Origin of the sequence: Deferribacter abyssi (assembly GCF_049472655.1) — a bacterium.
GTDB lineage: Bacteria > Chrysiogenota > Deferribacteres > Deferribacterales > Deferribacteraceae > Deferribacter > Deferribacter abyssi.
Genome location: NZ_JAQNCS010000012.1, coordinates 42246 through 62590, shown reverse-complemented (window position 1 = coordinate 62590; position 20345 = coordinate 42246). Strand labels below are relative to the sequence as shown.

General features: G+C 31.8%; 19 protein-coding genes. All 19 read left to right on the top strand.

Annotation, left to right across the window (positions count from 1 at the left end; all coding sequences use genetic code 11):
* Positions 1-7: 7 nt before the first annotated feature.
* Positions 8-799, top strand: coding sequence for an undecaprenyl-diphosphate phosphatase (locus OWK30_RS08060; protein WP_423325352.1), 792 nt, complete (start codon positions 8-10; stop codon positions 797-799).
* On the top strand, positions 790-2898 hold the full coding sequence (locus tag OWK30_RS08055; RefSeq protein ID WP_423325350.1) for a DNA translocase FtsK: 2109 nt from the start codon (positions 790-792) through the stop codon (positions 2896-2898). The genes OWK30_RS08060 and OWK30_RS08055 overlap by 10 nt, the downstream gene beginning before the upstream one ends.
* A 10-nt stretch (positions 2899-2908) precedes the next feature.
* The gene (locus tag OWK30_RS08050) at positions 2909-3880 is read left to right on the top strand and encodes a dihydroorotate dehydrogenase-like protein (RefSeq protein ID WP_423325348.1); all 972 of its coding nucleotides are present in this window, start codon (positions 2909-2911) and stop codon (positions 3878-3880) included.
* A gap of 77 nt (positions 3881-3957) precedes the next feature.
* A complete protein-coding gene (gene fliR, locus OWK30_RS08045) occupies positions 3958-4743 on the top strand; it encodes a flagellar biosynthetic protein FliR (RefSeq protein WP_423325346.1) in 786 nt (261 codons plus the stop codon).
* Positions 4743-5816, top strand: coding sequence for a flagellar biosynthesis protein FlhB (flhB, locus tag OWK30_RS08040; protein WP_423325344.1), 1074 nt, complete (start codon positions 4743-4745; stop codon positions 5814-5816). Before fliR ends, flhB begins: the two co-directional genes overlap by 1 nt.
* A gap of 12 nt (positions 5817-5828) precedes the next feature.
* Positions 5829-7907 (top strand): flagellar biosynthesis protein FlhA, encoded by a 2079-nt coding sequence (flhA, locus tag OWK30_RS08035; protein WP_423325342.1) that lies wholly within the window; start codon positions 5829-5831, stop codon positions 7905-7907.
* Complete coding sequence (flhF, locus tag OWK30_RS08030) at positions 7904-9067, top strand: flagellar biosynthesis GTPase FlhF (RefSeq protein ID WP_423325340.1); 1164 nt, start codon at positions 7904-7906, stop codon at positions 9065-9067. Before flhA ends, flhF begins: the two co-directional genes overlap by 4 nt.
* Positions 9067-9906 carry a MinD/ParA family protein gene (locus OWK30_RS08025; protein ID WP_423325338.1) on the top strand — a complete coding sequence of 280 codons (840 nt, stop codon included), beginning with the start codon at positions 9067-9069 and terminating at the stop codon, positions 9904-9906. The genes flhF and OWK30_RS08025 overlap by 1 nt, the downstream gene beginning before the upstream one ends.
* Position 9907: 1 nt before the next feature.
* Positions 9908-10114: a hypothetical protein gene (locus tag OWK30_RS08020; protein ID WP_423325336.1), complete on the top strand. Its 207-nt coding sequence runs from the start codon at positions 9908-9910 to the stop codon at positions 10112-10114.
* The gene (locus tag OWK30_RS08015) at positions 10111-10839 is read left to right on the top strand and encodes a sigma-70 family RNA polymerase sigma factor (RefSeq protein WP_423325334.1); all 729 of its coding nucleotides are present in this window, start codon (positions 10111-10113) and stop codon (positions 10837-10839) included. The genes OWK30_RS08020 and OWK30_RS08015 overlap by 4 nt, the downstream gene beginning before the upstream one ends.
* Complete coding sequence (locus OWK30_RS08010; protein WP_423325332.1) at positions 10832-11911, top strand: protein-glutamate methylesterase/protein-glutamine glutaminase; 1080 nt, start codon at positions 10832-10834, stop codon at positions 11909-11911. The genes OWK30_RS08015 and OWK30_RS08010 overlap by 8 nt, the downstream gene beginning before the upstream one ends.
* A 14-nt stretch (positions 11912-11925) precedes the next feature.
* Positions 11926-12933, top strand: coding sequence for a flagellar motor switch protein FliM (gene fliM / locus OWK30_RS08005; RefSeq protein WP_423325330.1), 1008 nt, complete (start codon positions 11926-11928; stop codon positions 12931-12933).
* On the top strand, positions 12930-13799 hold the full coding sequence (gene fliN, locus OWK30_RS08000) for a flagellar motor switch protein FliN (RefSeq protein WP_423325328.1): 870 nt from the start codon (positions 12930-12932) through the stop codon (positions 13797-13799). Before fliM ends, fliN begins: the two co-directional genes overlap by 4 nt.
* Positions 13800-13870: 71 nt before the next feature.
* Positions 13871-14248: a response regulator gene (locus OWK30_RS07995; RefSeq protein WP_423325326.1), complete on the top strand. Its 378-nt coding sequence runs from the start codon at positions 13871-13873 to the stop codon at positions 14246-14248.
* Position 14249: 1 nt separating this feature from the next.
* Positions 14250-14885, top strand: coding sequence for a protein phosphatase CheZ (locus tag OWK30_RS07990; protein ID WP_423325324.1), 636 nt, complete (start codon positions 14250-14252; stop codon positions 14883-14885).
* A 9-nt stretch (positions 14886-14894) separates the two neighbouring features.
* Positions 14895-16991 carry a hybrid sensor histidine kinase/response regulator gene (locus OWK30_RS07985; RefSeq protein WP_423325322.1) on the top strand — a complete coding sequence of 699 codons (2097 nt, stop codon included), beginning with the start codon at positions 14895-14897 and terminating at the stop codon, positions 16989-16991.
* Between the two features lie 188 nt (positions 16992-17179).
* A complete protein-coding gene (locus OWK30_RS07980; protein WP_423325320.1) occupies positions 17180-17803 on the top strand; it encodes an OmpA family protein in 624 nt (207 codons plus the stop codon).
* Entirely contained in the window at positions 17790-18758 is a 969-nt protein-coding gene (locus OWK30_RS07975; RefSeq protein ID WP_423325318.1) for a hypothetical protein, read from the top strand. Before OWK30_RS07980 ends, OWK30_RS07975 begins: the two co-directional genes overlap by 14 nt.
* Complete coding sequence (locus OWK30_RS07970; protein WP_423325316.1) at positions 18755-20344, top strand: SpoIIE family protein phosphatase; 1590 nt, start codon at positions 18755-18757, stop codon at positions 20342-20344. The genes OWK30_RS07975 and OWK30_RS07970 overlap by 4 nt, the downstream gene beginning before the upstream one ends.
* Position 20345: the final 1 nt, after the last annotated feature.

Genomic DNA, 20345 nt, shown 5'->3' with positions numbered 1-20345 from the left:
GTGAACGGTGAATATTAATGATGCATTACTTCTTGGTTTAATTCAAGGTTTGACTGAGTTTTTACCTATTAGTTCAAGTGGTCATCTTGTAATTGCTCAGAGTTTAATGAAAAATTTTAATGAGCCAGGGATTTTTTATGATATTTTATTACATTTTGCTACTTTGCTTTCTATACTGGTTTATTTTCGCAAAAGAATAGGTAAAATTATTGCTGCTTTTTTTGGGATATTTATTAGAAAATATAGAGTGATTTATTACGAAAATAAAAGATTTTTGTGGGGTATTATTATTGCATCAGTACCAACAGCTATTATCGGTTTATTTTTAGAGAAATATGTGGAAATTTTGTTTTCGAAGATTGTTTATGTTGGTTATGCATTGATTATAACATCTATAATTCTCTATCTATCAGATAAAGGTAAAGGTCATATGCAAATTGATGGGACAAAATCTTTCATTATTGGTATAGTACAGGGGTTTGCGGTTATACCTGGAATATCTCGCTCAGGATCCACTATTGCTACTGCTATTTTTCTGGGGGTGAAGAGAGATGAAGCTGCGGAGTTTTCGTTTTTAGTATCAGTTCCAGCTATTTTGGGAGCTACTTTATTGCAAATAAAGAATGTTGACGTTGTAAGTTTGAGTAATCTAAATGCTTATTTATTTGGTATGACAGCGGCGTTTATAAGTGGTTTGGTGGCATTGTCTTTAGTTATCAATTTTGTAAAAAAAGCTAATTTAAAAATATTTGCGATTTACTGCTTAATTGTGGGGATAACTGCAGTAGTATGGCTTTAGATGAAAAAAACAAAAAAGTATTAAAACTTTTAATAGCAGTATTTGTTTTTATTTTTATATCGATATCGCTGTTTACATATTCAGAGAACGATCCATCATTTAGCAATTTGGTTTTTACAGATTTAAGTTTAAAAGTAAACAATGGATTTGGTAAGATTGGTGCATATTTTTCTGATTTGATGGGCACAATTTTTGGCTGGAGTGCTCTTGTATATGTGATAATGGCTATTTTTGTTATTAGAGATATTTGGAAAAGTGAGAGTTGGCTTAAGCTGTTTTCAAGATTTGTTTCTTTTTTTGCATTATCTATGTTTTTATCTTTTTTTAGTGGTATAATTGGAAAACATGATTTCTTTTTCAAAGGGAAATTTGCTGGTGGAGTTTTAGGTATTTTTTCCCATTATTATATTGAGAGTTTTTTTGGTAATATTGGTGGAATTATTTTGACTCTTTTTGGTGTTATTGTTTCCTTGTTTTTTGCTATAAACGATATTGCATTTAATAGACTTGATTTAAATTTTTTAAAAAGAATAAAGTTTGAAAAGAGAAATAGAGTTTCTAAAAAGCAAAGAAATAAAAGTGATAAGCAGAATAAAATCGTTAGAGATGAGCGGTTAGATGAAATTAGTGAAATTGATATAGCCACGGAAAATGATAGCATAAATATTTCGCCAATGTCTGATGTAAAAGAGGCGAAAAAGTTGAAATATGCTGTTCCTATAGATTTGCTTGATGAGTTTAATGATAAAGTTTTTTCTGTTTCAGAAGAAGAACTAAAGAGGAATGCAACAATCTTGGAAGAAAAACTGAAAAATTTTGGTGTTGAAGGGAAAGTTAAAGATATTCAGCCTGGTCCAGTAGTGACACTATATGAGTTTGAACCTGCTCCAGGTATAAAGATTAGCAAAATTGCAAATCTTGAAGATGATCTTGCCCTTGCCATGAGTGCGGTAAGTGTGAGAATTATAGCTCCAATTCCTGGGAAGTCTGTAGTGGGGATTGAGCTACCAAATGATAAGAGAGCCACTGTGTATTTAAGAGAGTTGTTAGTCTCAGAGAAATTCGTTAAAAGCAATTCTCCCCTTACAATTGTTCTTGGTAAAGATATTTCTGGTAAGCCTTATATTACTGATTTAGCAAAAATGCCACACTTACTTATTGCAGGTACTACTGGCAGTGGTAAAAGTGTGTCGATAAACGGAATTATTTGTTCCATTTTATATAAATCCTCTTATGAGGAAGTGAAGTTTGTGATGATTGATCCAAAGATGGTAGAACTTAGTGTATATGATGGGATACCTCATCTTGCTGCACCAGTTGTGGTAAATCCTAGGAAGGCTGCAAATGTTTTAAAAAATGTTGTGGAAGAAATGGAGCATAGATATGCACTTCTTGCAGAGAAAAAAGTAAGAAATATTATTTCTTATAATAAGTTGGCTGAGAAAGAAGGGTATGATAAACTACCTTATCTTGTAGTTGTTGTGGATGAGTTTGCGGACTTAATGATTGTTGCAGGCAAAGAGGTGGAACAGGCAATTATTAGAATAGCACAAATGGCAAGAGCTGTGGGGATTCATCTCGTTCTTGCAACGCAAAGACCTTCTGTTAATGTTATTACAGGAATTATTAAAGCAAACATGCCAGCGAGACTTTCTTTTAGAGTGTCATCAAAAACAGACTCAAGAACAATTCTTGATCAAAACGGTGCAGAGGTTTTATTGGGTAAAGGAGATAGTCTTTTTATCCCTCCTGGAAGTAGTGAGCCTATTAGGATTCATGGGTGTTTTGTAAGTGAAAGTGAGGTTAATAGGATTGTTAATTATCTGAAAGGGGTAGCTGAGCCTGTTTACAATATGGAACTTGTGAAAGACGAAAGTGAAGATGTTAACGGGGTTGATGAGAGTGAACTTGACGAAAAATACTATGAGGCTTTAGAGCTTGTAAAAGAAAAAGGTTTTGCATCTATTTCTATGATTCAGCGCTATTTAAGAATTGGGTATAATAGAGCTGCAAGAATTGTGGAAATTATGGAGAAGCAAGGTGTTATAGCTCCAAGTGATGGGACATCAAAACCTAGAGAAGTTTTAATAAAAGAATGAGAGGTAAAGTATGGCTGATATTAAGACATTTTATCTTGGATATGAATTGAAAAACCCAATTATATTGGCAAGTTGTTCTTTAACAAGGAATATTGATAATATTTGTCAAGCTGAGAGTGCTGGAGTTGCTGCTGTAGTGTTGAAATCTTTGTTTGAAGAAGAAATTCAATCTGAATTGGGGGCAGTCTCAAGCGATTTCCATCCTGAAGCTTATGAATATGAATATTCTTCTGCAGGATTAATGTATGGAAGTTCTAAATATTTAGATCTGATAAAAGAAGCTAAGAAACGTGTGAAAATTCCTGTTTTTGCCAGTGTCAATTGTATAGATTCTGAGATATGGATTGATTATGCAAAATCTATAGAAGAGGCTGGTGCTGATGGTTTGGAACTTAATATTTCTTATATTTCTTTTAGTGTTAATGATGATCCAAGAGAAGTGGAGAAAAGGTATTTAGATATAGCGGAAAGTGTTAAGGCTAACTTAAATATTCCGATAGCGGTTAAAATTGGGTGGTATTTTACATCGATCCCATATATGGTTAAAAGGTTAAAAGATGTAGGTGCTGATGGTATAGTTATATTTAACAGGTATTATCAGCTGTCTTATGATATAGATAAAGAGAAATATGTTCCAGTAAATTATTTTAGCAATGCTTCAGAGACTTATCAGGTGCTAAGATGGGTAGGGGTTATTCATAAACAAATTGATATCAATATTGCTGCCACAGGAGGGATTCATAATGCAAAGCAGATATTAGAGCATATTTATATGGGAGCATCTGTAGTAGAGATTGCATCTGTGTTTTATAAGAATGGCATAAAATATGCTGAGAATATGTTAGTTGAGCTTAATAAAACTTTGGATGATATGAATATATCTTCAATTAAGGCTATTAGGGGTAAAGGTATTGATACTATAGAAGAATTTAAAAGCCTTGAAAGAGTACAGTATATGAAGATTTTGGGAACAAAAGCTTAGAATTAAAATGATAAGTTGAGAGAGAGGGAGGGAGTAATACGCTAGCTATAATGATTGTTTCTTGAATGTGAGGTGTGATGGTTTCTTTTGAGAGTTTGTTGAATATTGATTATCTAATAACTTTTTTTTTAATTGTTATTAGGATAAGTGGTATTTTGTTTACAGCACCTGTTTTTGGTAGTGGTGTAGTAGATTTGCGTTTGCGCCTTTTTTTTTCAATTGTAATTGGTTTGTTAATTTTTAACAATGTTTCGATACTTTCTTTTGAAAATGTTTCAACAGTATTATTTATTTTAATTGTTTTTAAAGAATTATTAATAGGTTTAGTTACAGGATTGCTTGCTAGATTTATATTTACAGGTGTTCAGTTTGGTGGACAGCTTATAGGATTTCAAATGGGGTTTGGAGTAGTAAATATTTTAGATCCTCAAACAAATACACAAGTTTCCATTATTGCTCAGTTTCAAAATATTATCATGATCTTAATTTTCTTAGCGATAGGCGGGCATAGACTGATAATAAAAGCGGTTGCATATTCTTTTGATACTATTCCATTAGGTACGTTTATTTTTGATAGTGATAGTTATTTTTTTCTTGTGAGTAAGTTTAGTTCGGTATTTTTAACTGCCGTTAAAATTATTGCTCCAGTCTTTGTAACTCTTTTACTTTTGCATGTTGTCATGGGGATTATGGCTCGTCTTGTACCTCAGATGAATATATTAATTGTAGGCTTTCCAGTTCAAATTGCGTTTGGATTAACCGTTCTTTTATTGAGCTTAACATATTTTTATACGGTTTTTGAAAAAATATTATATCAATACTTTAAGAGTATTGATCAACTCTTCAGAATGTTGGGTGGCTAATGCCAGAAAGAAGTGACGCTGAAAGGACTGAGGAGGCTACGCCTAGAAGAAGGCAAAAAGCTCTTGAGGAAGGTAATGTTCCTAAAAGTAGAGAACTATCTACAGCAGTAACTTTTCTGGTAAGTGTTCTTTTTTTGTATTTTTATACACCGGTTTTTATAGAAGATTTTGGAAAGTTTATAAGTCATATTTTGAATTTTTCAAAACCTGGCATTGATAAACAGATTATTATACATATTTTTAATTTTGGAATTTCATTTATTCTTAGAGTTTTGGCTCCTTTTTTTATGTTGATGATTATGGTGGGGGTAATAGTTAATATTGCACAATTTGGATTTATTATATCTCCTAAGGCCTTAGAACCTAAATGGGATAGACTAAATCCTGTAAACGGATTTTCAAATCTTTTTTCTAAAAGAAGCTTTGTAGAACTTCTTAAGTCTTTATTTAAAATTTTTGTTGTAGGGCTTGTGGCTTTTTATATTGTAAAAGGTAAGATGGTTACTATACTCAATTTGGCTGATACAGATCCGTTTTCGAGCATGGCTTTTTTAGGTAAATTAGTTTTTGAATTGTGCTTTAAAATAGGTTTATTAATTTTATTAATGGCTATTTTAGATTTTTTTTATCAAAAGTGGCAGTATGAACAGGATTTAAAAATGACAAAACAGGAAGTAAAGGAAGAATTTAAGCAAATGGAAGGGGATCCTTTAATTAGACAGAGGATCCGTAGTATGCAACGTGAAATGGCTAGGAAAAGAATGATGGAGGAGGTACCTAAAGCTGATGTAGTGATTACTAATCCAATACATTATGCAGTGGCTTTAAAATATGAAACAGGGAAAGATAAAGCTCCAAAAGTAGTGGCAAAAGGACAACGGCTTATTGCTCAACGAATTAAAGAAATTGCAAAAAAAAATGGTGTTTTTATCCATGAGGATCCACCTCTTGCAAGATCACTTTATTCTCAAGTTGAGATAGGAGATGAAATTCCAGAAAATCTATATAAAGCTGTTGCTGAAATACTTGCCTTTGTATATAAAATGAAAAATAAGAAAATTTCTAATCAATAGGTGTGTAATTAAATGGCAGAAAATGTTATCGTTAAATATTTAAAGCAATCAGAAATGCTTATAGCTTTAGCTATCGTTGGTATTTTGATTGTAATGATTTTACCAATGCCAGCCTTTTTGTTAGATTTTTTCCTTACATTAAGTATTACTTTGGCAGTGATGATACTTCTTGTTTCTGTTTATATAAAAGAGCCTCTTGAATTTTCAACGTTTCCTTCAGTATTACTAATTGTAACGCTTTTTAGACTATCGTTAAATGTTGCCACAACAAGAAGAATCTTATTACATGGTAGTGAAGGGGAAGAGGCAGCTGGAGCTGTGATTAAGGCTTTTGGACAGTTTGTTGTTGGTGGTAACTTTGTGGTGGGATTTATAATATTTTTAATCTTAGTGATTATAAACTTTGTTGTTATAACTAAGGGCTCTGGAAGAGTTGCAGAAGTTGCTGCAAGGTTTACTCTTGATGCAATGCCTGGTAAGCAAATGAGTATTGATGCTGATTTGAATGCTGGTTTGATAGATGAACAGACCGCAAGAAAACGCAGAGAAGAAATTCAGAAGCAAGCTGATTTTTATGGAGCTATGGATGGTGCTAGTAAATTTGTTCGGGGAGATGCGGTTGCTGGTTTGATTATTACTGCAATTAATATTGTTGGTGGTCTAATTATTGGTGTAGCTCAGCATAGTATGACAATAAGTGATGCAGCAAAAAGATTTACTATTTTGACTGTTGGTGATGGGCTTGTAAGTCAGATTCCTGCGTTAATAGTTTCCACTGCAGCTGGTATTGTGGTCACAAGAGCTGGTTCAGAGGCTGATTTAGGAAGCCAACTGATAAATCAATTATTTCAAAGTTCAAAAGTTTTATTTGTAGCAGGTGGAATACTTTTCTTTTTTGCAATAATTCCTGGTATGCCTAAGGTTTCTTTTGTTTTACTTGCTACTCTTCTTTTTGTAGTGGGTTATATGATGAGGAATATTAAGGAGAGTGTTACTGCTGAGACAGAAGAACAAGATGAACAAGAATCGGAGGAAACTCCTGAAGAAGAGATGGTTAAAGAGCTTTTAGATATTGATTTAATGGAGTTAGAGATTGGTTTTAATCTTATTCCACTTGTAGATACGAATAGAGGAGGAACTCTTTTAAACAGGATAAAATCTTTGCGTAGGCAAATCGCTATGGAGATGGGGTTTATTGTACCTCCAATAAGAATTCGGGATAATTTACAGATTGATTCAAATTCGTATTTAGTTTTTATAAAAGGAGTTAAGGTTGCATCTGGTTCTGTATATCCAGATAAATACTTAGTTATGAATCCTGATGGTGACCTTGAAAATATTGATGGGATACCTACAAAAGAGCCTGCTTTTAATTTAGATGCAAAGTGGGTGGATGATATAGAGAAAGAAAAAGCTGAACTTGAAGGAATGACGGTAGTTGATCCAGCAACTGTGATATCTACTCATTTAGCAGAAATAATTAAAACATACGCTTACGAATTGCTTGGAAGACAGGAAACTCAAGAATTAATTGATAGATTAAAAGAAAAATATCCTAAGTTAGTTGAGGATGTTATACCTAATATTTTAGATATCGGTTTGGTTCAAAGAGTTTTGCAAAATTTACTTAAAGAGAGGGTGTCCATAAGAAATTTGCCTACAATTTTAGAAACACTTGCCTCTTATGGAACGCAAAATAAAGATGTTGAATATCTCACAGAAAAGGTAAGGGCAGCTTTGAAAAGACAGATAACAGAAAGTCTTTTAGCTCCTGATGGAAGGCTGTATGTTTTTACTTTGGCGCCACAAATTGAACAGGTTATTGCACAAAATATTCAGCAAGGAGATGATGGAAGAGAAGTGGTAATGGAACCGAATACTGCACAGAAATTGTTGCAGCAGTTAATAAATAAAACTAAAGAGATAACTGATCAGGGGTTTAATCCGGTTTTAGTAATTTCACCACCTATAAGATTTCCATTTAGAAGATTTGTAGAAAAATATGTACCTAATCTTTATATTATTTCTCACAACGAGATTTCTGAGAATGTTCAGATTGAATCATTAGGAACAGTGGAGATTAAAAGATGAAGATAAAAAAGTATGAAGTTTATGATATGCGAGAAGCTATAGAGCTGATAAAAAAGGATTTAGGTCCTGATGCAGTTATTTTATCCACAAAGAAGATTGTAAAAAATGGGAGTTTTGGTCTTTTTTCAAGACCTATTATAGAGGTCACTGCTGCGGTAGATTATGAACCAGATGTTAGAAATAAGAAGGAAAAAGTAATTAATAATGCTAAGCAGAGTAAAAATATTGGTTTTGATATAGAGGAGCTTATTAATAGACTTGGACTTGATAAATTTGAGGTAATGTTAAAAGAGATAAGTGAAATTAAAAGGCAACTTTCAGAAATGAAGAACCAGAGTAAGGGTGAATTGAGTAGTATTGATTTGCCAGAGAGACTCAGTTTCATTTACAATATAATGGTAAAAAATGGTGTTGATGATCTTATAGTATATAAATTTTTAAGAAAAATAGAGAAAAGGATATCTACAGAATTTAGTAATGCTCAGATTAAAAAGGTTGTTGTACAGTTGATGGGAGATCTTATACCAGTTGAAAAAGATTATCTTACCTCGCTGAGGCAAAAGATAGTAGCAATGGTTGGACCCACAGGTGTTGGTAAAACTACTACAATTGCAAAAATTGCGGCTAATTTAAGTTTAAAACATCAAAGTAAAGTTGCTCTTATTACCATTGATACTTTCAGAATAGGTGCTGTTGAACAGTTGAAAACATATGCTGAAATTGTAAATATACCGTTAAAAGTTGCATCAACACCTAATGAACTAAAGTCTCAGATTGCTGAGCTTAAAGATTTTGAGTATATCTTTATAGACTCTATGGGAAGAAGTCAGTATGATGACGCACAAATCAGAGAGTTAGCTAATTTTTTAGATGTTAGTCCATTGATTACAACAGTATTGGTATTATCTATGAGTTCAAATCATGCTGAGATGTATGATACATTTGATAGGTACAAAATGTTGCACCCTGAATATCTTATATTCACAAAACTTGATGAAACAAGACATTTTGGCCCATTGATAAATGTTCCTATTATAAAAAAAGTGCCGTTATTATTGCTTTCTACAGGACAGAATGTTCCTGAAGATTTAGAAATACCAGATGGCAGAAAGATTGCTATTAAATTATTGAACGAAATTCAGAGGATGTGGAGAGAGTAGTGATTGATCAAGCAGGACTATTGAGAAAAATGGCATGGGCTAAGAATAGAAAATCTGTTTATATATCTGTTGCGAGTGGAAAAGGTGGGGTAGGTAAAACAAATTTTGCGGTAAATCTTGCCTATCAACTTGTGAAAAGAGGGAAAAAAGTTCTTCTATTTGATGCTGACTTGGGGCTTGCTAATGTAGATGTAATTTTAAACATAGCACCAATTAAAACAATTAAGGACTATTTTTTAAATAACGCTAAAATCGAGGAAATAGTTATAAAAAATGTGAAAGGGTTTGATGTGTTTCCTGCCTCAAGTGGATTTTTGGAGTTAACTCATATTGAAACGGAAGTTTTTGATAAGATTTTAGATATGTTTGTATTACTTGATGAAAGCTACGATTATATAATTTTTGATACAGCAGCAGGAATAGCAGAAAATGTTTTAAGATTTATTATTTTTTCTGATCTTTTTATTGTGATAACACTTCCAGAACCTACTGCAATAACTGATGCATATGCATTGGTTAAGGTTGTGCACAATAAAAATAAAAATATTACACCGCATTTTGTTATAAATATGGTTAAAGGGGAAGTTCAAGCTGAGACTGTTTATGAGAATCTAAGAAAAGTTATTTATAATTTCTTAAAAAAAGATATCGAGTTATTAGGTTTTATAAGAAGAGATGATAAACTTGTAAAGGCTGTAACTAGGCAAAAAATTCTATCGGAAATTTTTCCATCAACGGAGTATGCCAAAGATTTAAGAATGATAGTTGATAATGTGTTGAGATTTAATGATAAAAACAGAAGCATAAATGTAGAAGAATTTTTTGTTATGAGAGGCTGATATGAAAGGGATTTATGGCCATGTAGCATTATTAATTGCTTCTTTTGTTTTTATAATATCTTTTACTTATAAAATTATTCATTTTTACGATATAAGTTTAACTGTTTTTTTTAGAGATTTATTGATTTTTATAATAATATATAATATTTCAAAATATTTTTTACGATACATTGAACAACTTTTTAATAATTATAGAAAAATATTATGAATAGTTATTACAAGGTAAATAACAGTTATTTAAATCAGGAAGAGTTGATTAATGAGTTTATTCCTAGAATAAAATCGTGGGTCATTCGTGCTGTATCTGCTTTACCTGATAGTGTTGATGTAGACGAGATTTATTCGGCTGCATGTTATGGTTTTGTGGAAGCATTAAATAGATATGACAAATCTAAAGGGGTTGATTTTAAAGTATATGCTGAACGCAGAATAAAAGGTGCTATTTTAGATTGTCTTAGAAGTTTAGATAATCTTTCAAGAGGTATGCGTAGTAAAGTTAAAGATTTAGAAGAGAAGGTAGCAAGACTGTCAACAAAACTGGGAAGAAAACCGACAGTTGAGGAAATTGTGAAAGAATATCGTATGGAGGAGGATGAGGTTAACAAGCTGTTAGAATTGATTGAAAATTCAGATACAGCTAGCCTTGATACAGTAGTAGGAGATGATGAAAATAGTTCATTAGTTGATTTTATTAAAAGTGATATTTTAACACCAGAAGAAAATATAGAGAAACAGGAATTAATAAATATTTTGTCTAAAGAGATTGAAAACTTAAAAGAAAAAGAAAGACTTATTGTTACTTTGTATTATTATGAAGAGTTAACGATGAAAGAAATAGGAGCAGTTTTAGGTATTTCAGAATCAAGAGTGTGCCAAATACATAACAATGTAGTGAATAAACTCAAGAGGAGGATTAAAAAATACTATGAATAAAATAAAAGTTTTAATTGTAGATGATTCTGCTTTTATGAGAAAAGCTATAGAAACCATGTTAAGAAAAGAGCCAGAGATAGAGGTTGTTGGTTTTGCTAGAAATGGTAAAGAAGCTATTGAGTTAGTTGAATCGTTGAATCCCGATGTTGTTACCCTCGATATAGAAATGCCTGTAATGGATGGTTTAGAAGCTTTGAAAATCATAATGAAAAAGTTCCCTAGACCAGTAATAATGGTGAGTTCGTTAACAACTGAGGGAGCAGAAGCTACTCTTAAAGCATTAGAATTAGGTGCTGTTGATTTTATTCCAAAAGATAAGTCATTTGCTACATTAACAGTAATGAAAATTGAAAGGGAGCTGATTGAAAAAATAAAGCATTTTGCAAAAAAGAGAATAACAGAAGTTTTTTCTCATAAAACCAGAAAGGTTACATTTGGTAGAGAAGATAAAAAAGAAAAGCCTGCACAAATTCAGCCAGTTGGTAGAGCTGTAAAGAAAATTCCAATTAGTATGGTTTTGATAGGGACATCAACAGGTGGTCCTCAATCTTTACAGCGTGTTATTCCTCAGATAAGCCCAAGTATTAACAAGCCGATATTAGTTGTTCAGCATATGCCACCTAATTTTACAAAGTCTCTAGCAAATAGACTAGATTCTTTGAGTAAATTGACAGTAATTGAGGCTCAAGGAAAGGAAAAGATTGAACCTAATGTCGTTTATATTGCAAAGGGAGGATTTCATCTAAAGGTTCGTAAAATTGGGACGAATTATTATACAGAAGTTACAGAACAGCCCAAAAATATACTACATATACCAAGTGTTGATGTGATGGTGAGTTCCGCAGTAGAATGTATAGGGGGAAATGGGTTAGGGGTGATAATGACAGGGATGGGATCTGATGGAAAAGAGGGGTTGAAAAAATTGAAGCAGCGAGGTGGTATTGTTATCGCTCAGAATGAGGAAACGTGTGTAGTATACGGAATGCCAAGAGCTGTGGTAGAAGCGAAAATAGCTGATGAGGTAGTTCCTTTAGATAGGATTGCCGAGAGGATTGAATATTATTGTAAATAAAAAATGGATAAAATATGGCTGATATCTTAAGTCAAGAAGAAATTGATGCACTTTTATCTACAGTAGCTGAAGAAGGGTTAGATGAAAAAAAGGTCGAGACCCTAGAGTTTGTTCCTAAGAAAGTATCGGTATATGATTTTAGAAGACCTGACAGGGTTTCTAAAGAACAGCTTCGTTCTATTAGAAATTTGCATGATAAATTTGCTAGGAATTTCAGTTCAGCATTATCTAACGTTTTAAGAGCAATTACAGATATAAACCTAGTTAGTGTTGATCAGATGACATATGGCGAGTTTTTGATGTCTCTTCCAGATCCCACAAGTTTTAATGTTTTGAGCATGATTCCCTTAGAAGGTAATGTGGTGTTGGAGATTAACCCTTCAATTGTTTTTCCTATTGTAGACAAGCTGTTAGGAGGGACAGGCCAACCATTATACAAGATGCGTGAATTAACAGCATTAGAACAGAAGTTGTTGGATGGTGTAATTAATCTTTTACTTAAAGAGCTAGAAGATGTTTGGAGGCAGGTTATTCCTAATGTGAAATTTAAAAAAGAAGTGAGTGAAAATAGTCCTCAAGTTATACAAATAGTTGCTCAGAACGAAGTTGTGGTATTGATAGTTTTTGAGTTAAAATTTGGAGAAGCATCTGGTTTAATAAATCTTTGTTTTCCAGCAATAACTTTAGAACCTATCTTAGGAAAGATTAGTTCACAGGATTGGATAATAGGGGGCAAGAAAGGGAAGTTTGGGAATTATGAAGAGCAGATTTATCAGTTATTAGAAGATATTTTAATAGAGATTCGTGCTATATTGGGAGAAAACATTCTAACAGTAAATGATATATTGTCGTTAAAGGTGGGAGATACTGTTGTTTTGAACAATAAAGCATCTATGCCGGCCGTATTGTATATTAATAACTTAAAGAAATTTGAACTAGAATTAGGAATTTCAGGTGTAAAAAAAGCGGTTAAGCTTAAAAGAAATATTGTTGAAGAAAACAAAGTTGGGGTAGATTTGTGAAAAAGATAATAAGTTTTGATGAGATTCCAAAGTTAAAGGATGTAGTTAATTTAATTAACGAACATTTTTCAAATTCTTTAGAAACTGTGATAAATCAAGAAGTTAAGTTGCAAGTAGAAGAATTTTATACTGGATATTTAGATGATATTGTCAGTGATATAGAGAATCCAGTTTTTGTAAAAGGTGAAGAAAATGAAAATAATTTATTTTGTGGTTTTATCTTTAGTTTGAAAGATATAACAGCATTGGTAGATTATATGATGATGGGAGAGGGGGAATCCAAGGACGAGCTTGATGAGGATACGAAAGATGCAGTTAAGGAACTGACTAGTCAAGTTGTATCTTCATTGAATGTTCCTTTATCTGAGTATGTTGAAAAGAAATTTAGTTTTTCTATAGCTGATGTTGTATTTGAAAAACCAGAATTTGAAGAAGAGATTTGTGGAATTACTTTTATCCTTAAAGCTGGTAAAATTGATTCTAGATTTGTATTTTTCGTAGATTCTAAGTTTAATGATATGATAAAGTATAGTAAAGAGGTTGATGATATTACACCAGATGTTGGTGATTTTGATAGTAATTTGGGTAATGAAATTGAGGTAGGTGGTAATATAGATATATTGCTTGATGTAGAAATACCTGTTTCCGTTAAAATAGGTTCTACGAAAATGTATTTAAAAGATATTTTGGAACTTGGCCCTGGTAAAATTATTGAATTGGAAGAGTATGCTGATGAACCAGTAGAACTTTTAGTTAATAATAAGGTTATTGCTAGAGGAGAAGTTGTTGTAGTTGATGGTTATTTTGGACTGAGGATTCAAGAGATTGTTAGTCGGGCAGAAAGAATAGAAAAGTTGAAAGACTGACTATGAAAAAACTTGAATAAATTTAAATAACAATGTATTAATTTTTTAAATATAGTATTTAGGAGGCTTTAATGGCTTATGATGATGTTATTATAACAGTTGATGATTCATCGACAATGCGTAGGATTATAAAGAATACTCTACATAAAATAGGATTTTCAAATGTACTGGAAGCATCTAACGGTGTTGAGGCTTTGGAAGTTTTATCTAAAAATAGTGTTGATCTTATTATAACGGATTGGAATATGCCAGAAATGGATGGATTGACCTTTGTTAAAACAGTTCGAGCTAACAAAGAGTATGATGAAATACCTATTTTGATGGTTACTACAGAGGCTGCTAAAGAAGATATTTTAATTGCTTTGAAAAGTGGGGTAAATAATTATGTTGTTAAACCTTTTACTCCAGATACTTTGAAGGAGAAGGTATTTAAACTGCTTGGATATTAAGATGAGTGAATATTTGAATGATTTGAATGAACTTATTGAGATTGCGAAAAAGATAAATAGTGGGGATTATGATTTAATAGAGATTAATATTAAGCCTGAAAGTGAGTTGTTTCATATTGCACAATATTTTAATGAAGCTTTGAAAAAGCTAAAGATAGTGGATGATACTTTTTCTGATGCTTATGAGGATTTACCTTTATTTGAGAAAATATTGCGCGAAATAATTAATGATATGAAAAAAGCTACTGAATCAATTTTGAGTGAGATTGATAAAATCAATTTTAACATAGATTCTATAAAAGAAAGTTTAAAAGGGTTGAAAGAAACAATTCAGCTTGGAGATTTTGATAAAGCAAAAATATATTTAAACGGGATAAAAGATTCGATCATGGAAGGTGAAGATATTTGTTTTGATATGATAGCTGCTTTAGAGTTTCAAGATATAACCAAACAGAAAATTGATAAACTTATGATCATCTTGGATGAAATAGAAAACAGAATTGCTGATTTGATAATAAAACTAGGCTTGAAAACTAATAAGCTAGATTTAGAAAAATTGAGTGAAGTAAAAGAAAAGAAAGAAGTTTTAGAGGATCAAGAGCTAGTAGATAAGTTGCTGGAAGAATTAGGTTTTTAGGAGTGTGTTATGGATAATGAAATGGGTGATTTAATACAGGATTTTTTAATTGAAACAGAAGAGCTGATTGAACAGCTTGATCAGGATCTTGTGGAACTTGAGCAGAGAAAGGATGATTTAGATTTACTAAATAAGATTTTTCGTGCTGCTCATACAATTAAGGGTTCGTCGTCTTTCTTAGGTTTTGATAAATTGACAGAAGTGACTCATGTGGCAGAAGAGATATTAAATAAATTGCGTAAAGGAGATATGGTAGTTACAACTGAGGTAATGGACGTTCTTTTAGAGTTTGTTGATTGTGTGAGGAAAATTGTTGAGGATATAAAAAATGGTAGTGATACGACGGATACCACTGAAATTGTTAAAAAGCTAAAATTGGTTAATGAGGGTAAAGCTTTAAAAAAAGAATCTCAGTCTGATGTTAAGAAAGCTGAGAAATCTAAAACTACTGGAAAGAATGAACCTTCACAGATAAGTAAAGTAACGAAAGCTATAGAGCAGACAATAAGAGTAGATGTAAGTAGACTTGATACATTGATGAATCTTGTGGGAGAACTTGTTTTAAGTAGAAATAGAATAGCTCAGATATCAACAGAATTTGAAAAAAAATTTGATGGGGATTTTCTGGTAGAACAACTTCTTGAAACATCTTCTCATCTTGGCCTTATTACAACAGAATTACAATTAGCAGTAATGAAAACAAGGATGGTACCTATTGGAAAGGTATTTAATAAGTTTCCAAGGATGGTTAGGGATTTATGTAGGGAGTTAAACAAAGAGATAGATTTGGTGATTTCTGGAGAGGATACAGAGCTTGATAAATCTGTTGTGGAAGAGATTGGCGATCCATTAATTCATATGCTTAGAAATGCCGTTGATCATGGTATTGAGCCACCTGATGTGAGATTAAAAAAAGGAAAACCAGAAAAAGGTACAGTACATCTTACAGCATATCACGAAGGTAATCATATTGTAATAGAAATACGTGATGATGGTAGAGGAATGGATCCTGAAAAGCTTAAAAAGAAGGCTGTTGAAAAAGGTATTATTACTCCAGAGGAAGCTAAGACATTGAGTAAAGAAGAAGCCTTAGCATTGATTTTTAGACCTGGATTTTCCACTGCTGAAAAAGTGACAGGGGTTTCTGGTCGTGGTGTTGGGATGGATGTAGTAAAAACTAATGTAGAGAAATTAAATGGTATTATACAGATTGATTCAGAAATTGACAAGGGAACTACCTTTAGGATGAAATTACCTCTAACTTTAGCAATAATACAGGCGCTTCTTGTAGAAGTATCCGGTGAGATTTTTGCTGTTCCTATTGTGTCTGTAATTGAGACTGTTAAAATTGATGAAAACGAGATACATAACTTTGAAGGTAGAGAGGTTTTGAAACTAAGGGAATCAGTTCTTTCGCTGGTTAGGATTAATGAAGTTTTTGAATTAGAACCTACATTTAGCAACGAAATGTATGTTGTTGTGGTTGCATTAGCAGAAAAACGTGTTGGTTTTATTGTGGATAGGCTTATAGGGCAAGAAGAAATAGTAATTAAGTCTTTGGGTGAGTATTTAGGTGGAACTGTGGGAATAGCAGGTGCTACTATTATGGGGGATGGTACTGTCAGGTTGATACTCGATGTTGCAGGAATAATGGATATAGCTTCGAAAATGCCGAGAATTCCAAGGGCAAGAAAAGGAAAAGGAAGTAAAACAACAGTTCCTGAGACTGGAAATAGGATAAGGCTAATGTTAGTCGATGATTCTGCTACTGATAGAAAGATAATGAAAAGGTTGTTGGGTGGTACAGGTTGGATAGAGGTGATTGAAATTACTAATGGTAAAGATGCTATAGCTGCTGTTAGAAATTTTGATGTGGATATGGTAATAACTGACATTTTTATGCCAGAAATGGATGGTTTTGAGCTGGCAAGGTCTTTGAGGGAAGCTGGGTATAATGGACCTATTTTGGCAATTTCATCAAGAGGAGAAGTTAACGATAGTAAGAAATTTTCTGCATATGGAATCGATGCCTTTTTGACTAAACCAGTAAGTTTGGATGATATTTTAAATAAAATAAATGAACTTAATTCGATTTATAAAAAATAGTATAATTTTTCTTTTAGTTGTGTTTGTTTATGAGGTTACCACCTTAGATAGGAGATTTCAAACGGTAAGTAAGTTAGATTATAAGTCTTTTTATTACTATAATGGTGGAGCCGACGTAATAAAAGAACTAAAGATTATTAAGATATATTCCGATTCTAACTTTAAAAGGGCTTTAAGGGATTTTAAAATTGAAAAAACAAATTATAAAAAACTTTTACCTAAGTCTGTTAATCGTTTTAATAAGTATCAATATATCTGGTGGAGATGAAAAGTATAAGTTCAAAGTTATTGCAGAAAAACCAGGTTCTATAAGTACATCTTTTTACGTATATAGCGAAAGTATCGAAGATGCCAAAGAGGAAATCTCATTAAACGGTTGGAAAGTAATTAGTGTCGAAAAGGTTGGGGCAGTTAGGCTGAAACAAAAGCCGGATGATAGCTTGGTAATAGAAGATACACAGGCAAGCTTTACAAGATTAAAACTTATAAAAACTTTTTATTTTGATAAAGGTTCGTATTCTTTTAGATTGGATAATAAAACGTTGGAATTTGTTAAGTCGTTAGATAAAAAAAAAGTTTATTATATCTATGGGCATACGGACTCAGTGCCTGTAAAACCTAATAATAAATATAAAAATAATTATGAATTATCTATATTAAGAGCAAAGTTTGTGAAAAATCTTTTGAAAAAATATGCTGATATTGATGAGAATGCGAAGATTGTTGGTTTAGGTGAATTTTATCCTTTAGTATCCAATAGTTTTAAGGGAGCTGTTCAAAATAGGCGAGTAGAGCTTTATGAGTCAGATTAGAAAAATAAATCCTAAAGATTTGTATGATATCAATATTGCAAATTTTTATAATTATGTTGCTGAGATAATGGATGATTTTCATTATGCATTTCATGTTAGTATTAGAGAAATTCCAAATAAAACAAGATGTGAGATATGGAAGCATAAAAAAAGTGATGAAGAGGCCTTAGTATGGGTTGAAGTTGTTAAAGAAAGCAAAGATGTGGCATCTGATATAGTTGTGGAAGTACTTAGAATTATGAATGACAACAACCTTACTAAATTGTTTTTTTTCACTAATGGTTCATTGAGGGATGATGATAGACAAATTTTAGATGATGAAGGGCATTTCATTTTTACTACAGATGAAATAATAGAGACTCTTATAGCATTAGATAAAAAAAAGATTCCTAAAAAGAAAGTTGTTAGAAAACGGGTTAAGGTTCCATCAGGTTTTGTTTTAATTAAAAATTATCTTAGAAGTAGAGAATTGCCTAAAGAAAAGAATGTAATTAGGATAAATTTGATAAAAGACATTGTTTATAGATATGTTTCTCTTTATGAGCCTATTAAAGAGATGATTTCAAATATAAAAGATTTTGATGAAATACCTGATGATACAAAAGAAAGATTAAAAAAAGAACAGTTTAAATTGCTACCTAACTTAGTTGTTATTTCTACATATAGTTTTATGGATAAATTTCAATATTTAAAAGTAGATTTATTTAACTATGTAAAACTTTTGATTATGTATATTGGGGCTATCATTGAATATGAATTAATGGAGGATGTTGAGAAATATAGAAAAGAAATTGAAAAATATCTTGATAAATTTAATAAGATAGAAGAAGAGATTGAGCAGTATAAAAGAGAGTATATTGATGAAAACAAGAGATTATCTATGAAATTGCTAGTGTCATCAGCACTGTTTATTATTATTTTTTTTATATTATTAATAATCTTGGTAGTTAAATGATGAAAGGTTTTGATTTTTCGATACTGCTAAATAGTATTGATGAAATTGTTGTTGTGGTTGATGAAGAGTATAGAATTCAGTTTATAAATAATAAATTAAAATTGCTCACCAATAAGATTCCTTCTCAGGTAATTGGTAAAAAATGTTATTCAATATTGTTTAAAAGAACAGAACCTTGCGAAAACTGTTCTTTATCTGTCTTAAAGGAAAAAGGGTTTGCTAAGGATATTATACACGATACGATAAATTTTAGAGGATTTAGGAAGATTTTTAGAGGGAAATTTGAGTATGTTGATGACAAATATTTTATTGAAGTGCTTGATGATATCACTGAAGCAAAAGTACTGGTAGATAAACTTACACATCAAGCTAAAGAATTGAAAGCAAATAATGTTATTTTAAATCTCAAAAAACAAGAGATTGAAAAAAAACATCGTTTTTTGACAAAGGTGATAAATAGCATTAGTGACGGCTTGATGGTGGTAGAAAAAGATTATTCTATAAATGTCTTAAATTATAAAGTTTCAGATTTCGTTGGTAAGCATTCTGAAAAATTAAAAGTTGGTAAATGTTTTGAAGTTTATGGTTTTACTGAGCCTTGTACAGAGTGCCCTTTGGTAGATAAAAAAATAGTAAAGTCTGTTAGAAAAGTTAATAATAAGACTCTTACGTTACAGTTTAATAGTTTCGATAATTATATAGTTGAAAGTATACGTGATTCCACAAGAGAAGTGTTGCTTCTTGATGAAATCAAAAGACAACAGCATGAATTGAAAGAGAAGCAACATCAGATGATGAAACTTAATGAAGATTTATTAAAAATGAATGAGAAACTCAAAAAAGCTCAAGAGATTATTGATGAAGAGTTGCGTCAAGTTGGAGAGATTCAATCAAGTCTTTTACCAGAAAAATTGCCTGAAATAGACGGGTACGAGTTTGCGGCTTTTTATACCCCTGCAGAGCAAGCGGGTGGTGATTATTATGATTGTATTGAAATGAGTAACGGTTATTGGGGATTTACTGTGGCTGATGTTAGTGGTCATGGTGTACCTGCTGCGGTAATAATGGCTATTACACGAGCGATTATGCGATCTTATACTTATGATGTAATATCTTCATCTGAGGCTTTAACTATGGTGAATGAGATTTTGTGTGAAAATATCTATACAAATGACTTTGTGACAATGTTTTATGTTGTTATGAATAGTATTACTGGTGAATGCAATTATGCAAGTGCTGGGCATAACCCACTGCTTTATTTTGATAAATCTGAAATGGTTGTAAGAAAAATTACTGCAAATGGTTTATTTTTAGGTGCTTTTGATGTAGTGGAGTATGAAGAAGGGAACTTTATCTTTGATGATGGTGATATTGCATTTATGTATACAGATGGACTTGTAGAAGCTATGAATAAAAATGATGAACAATATGGATACGATAGATTAATAAATAAAATAATAATGTTTCACAATGAAAAATGTGATGATATAATTAAATATATTATGGAGGATGTAAAAGAGTTTGCAGAGGGAAGACCTTTTGAAGATGATATTACTATATTTATAATAAAGAAAAAAGGAGGTTAGT

Bases quoted from the DNA above. Each gene is read 5' to 3' on its own strand.
- OWK30_RS08055 (WP_423325350.1), top strand. From the start codon at position 790: ATGGCTTTAGATGAAAAAAACAAAAAAGTATTAAAACTTTTAATAGCA.
- OWK30_RS08050 (WP_423325348.1), top strand. From the start codon at position 2,909: ATGGCTGATATTAAGACATTTTATCTTGGATATGAATTGAAAAACCCA.
- fliR (WP_423325346.1), top strand. From the start codon at position 3,958: ATGGTTTCTTTTGAGAGTTTGTTGAATATTGATTATCTAATAACTTTT.
- flhB (WP_423325344.1), top strand. From the start codon at position 4,743: ATGCCAGAAAGAAGTGACGCTGAAAGGACTGAGGAGGCTACGCCTAGA.
- flhA (WP_423325342.1), top strand. From the start codon at position 5,829: ATGGCAGAAAATGTTATCGTTAAATATTTAAAGCAATCAGAAATGCTT.
- flhF (WP_423325340.1), top strand. From the start codon at position 7,904: ATGAAGATAAAAAAGTATGAAGTTTATGATATGCGAGAAGCTATAGAG.
- OWK30_RS08020 (WP_423325336.1), top strand. From the start codon at position 9,908: ATGAAAGGGATTTATGGCCATGTAGCATTATTAATTGCTTCTTTTGTT.
- OWK30_RS08015 (WP_423325334.1), top strand. From the start codon at position 10,111: ATGAATAGTTATTACAAGGTAAATAACAGTTATTTAAATCAGGAAGAG.
- OWK30_RS08010 (WP_423325332.1), top strand. From the start codon at position 10,832: ATGAATAAAATAAAAGTTTTAATTGTAGATGATTCTGCTTTTATGAGA.
- fliM (WP_423325330.1), top strand. From the start codon at position 11,926: ATGGCTGATATCTTAAGTCAAGAAGAAATTGATGCACTTTTATCTACA.
- OWK30_RS07995 (WP_423325326.1), top strand. From the start codon at position 13,871: ATGGCTTATGATGATGTTATTATAACAGTTGATGATTCATCGACAATG.
- OWK30_RS07990 (WP_423325324.1), top strand. From the start codon at position 14,250: ATGAGTGAATATTTGAATGATTTGAATGAACTTATTGAGATTGCGAAA.
- OWK30_RS07985 (WP_423325322.1), top strand. From the start codon at position 14,895: ATGGATAATGAAATGGGTGATTTAATACAGGATTTTTTAATTGAAACA.
- OWK30_RS07975 (WP_423325318.1), top strand. From the start codon at position 17,790: ATGAGTCAGATTAGAAAAATAAATCCTAAAGATTTGTATGATATCAAT.
- OWK30_RS07970 (WP_423325316.1), top strand. From the start codon at position 18,755: ATGATGAAAGGTTTTGATTTTTCGATACTGCTAAATAGTATTGATGAA.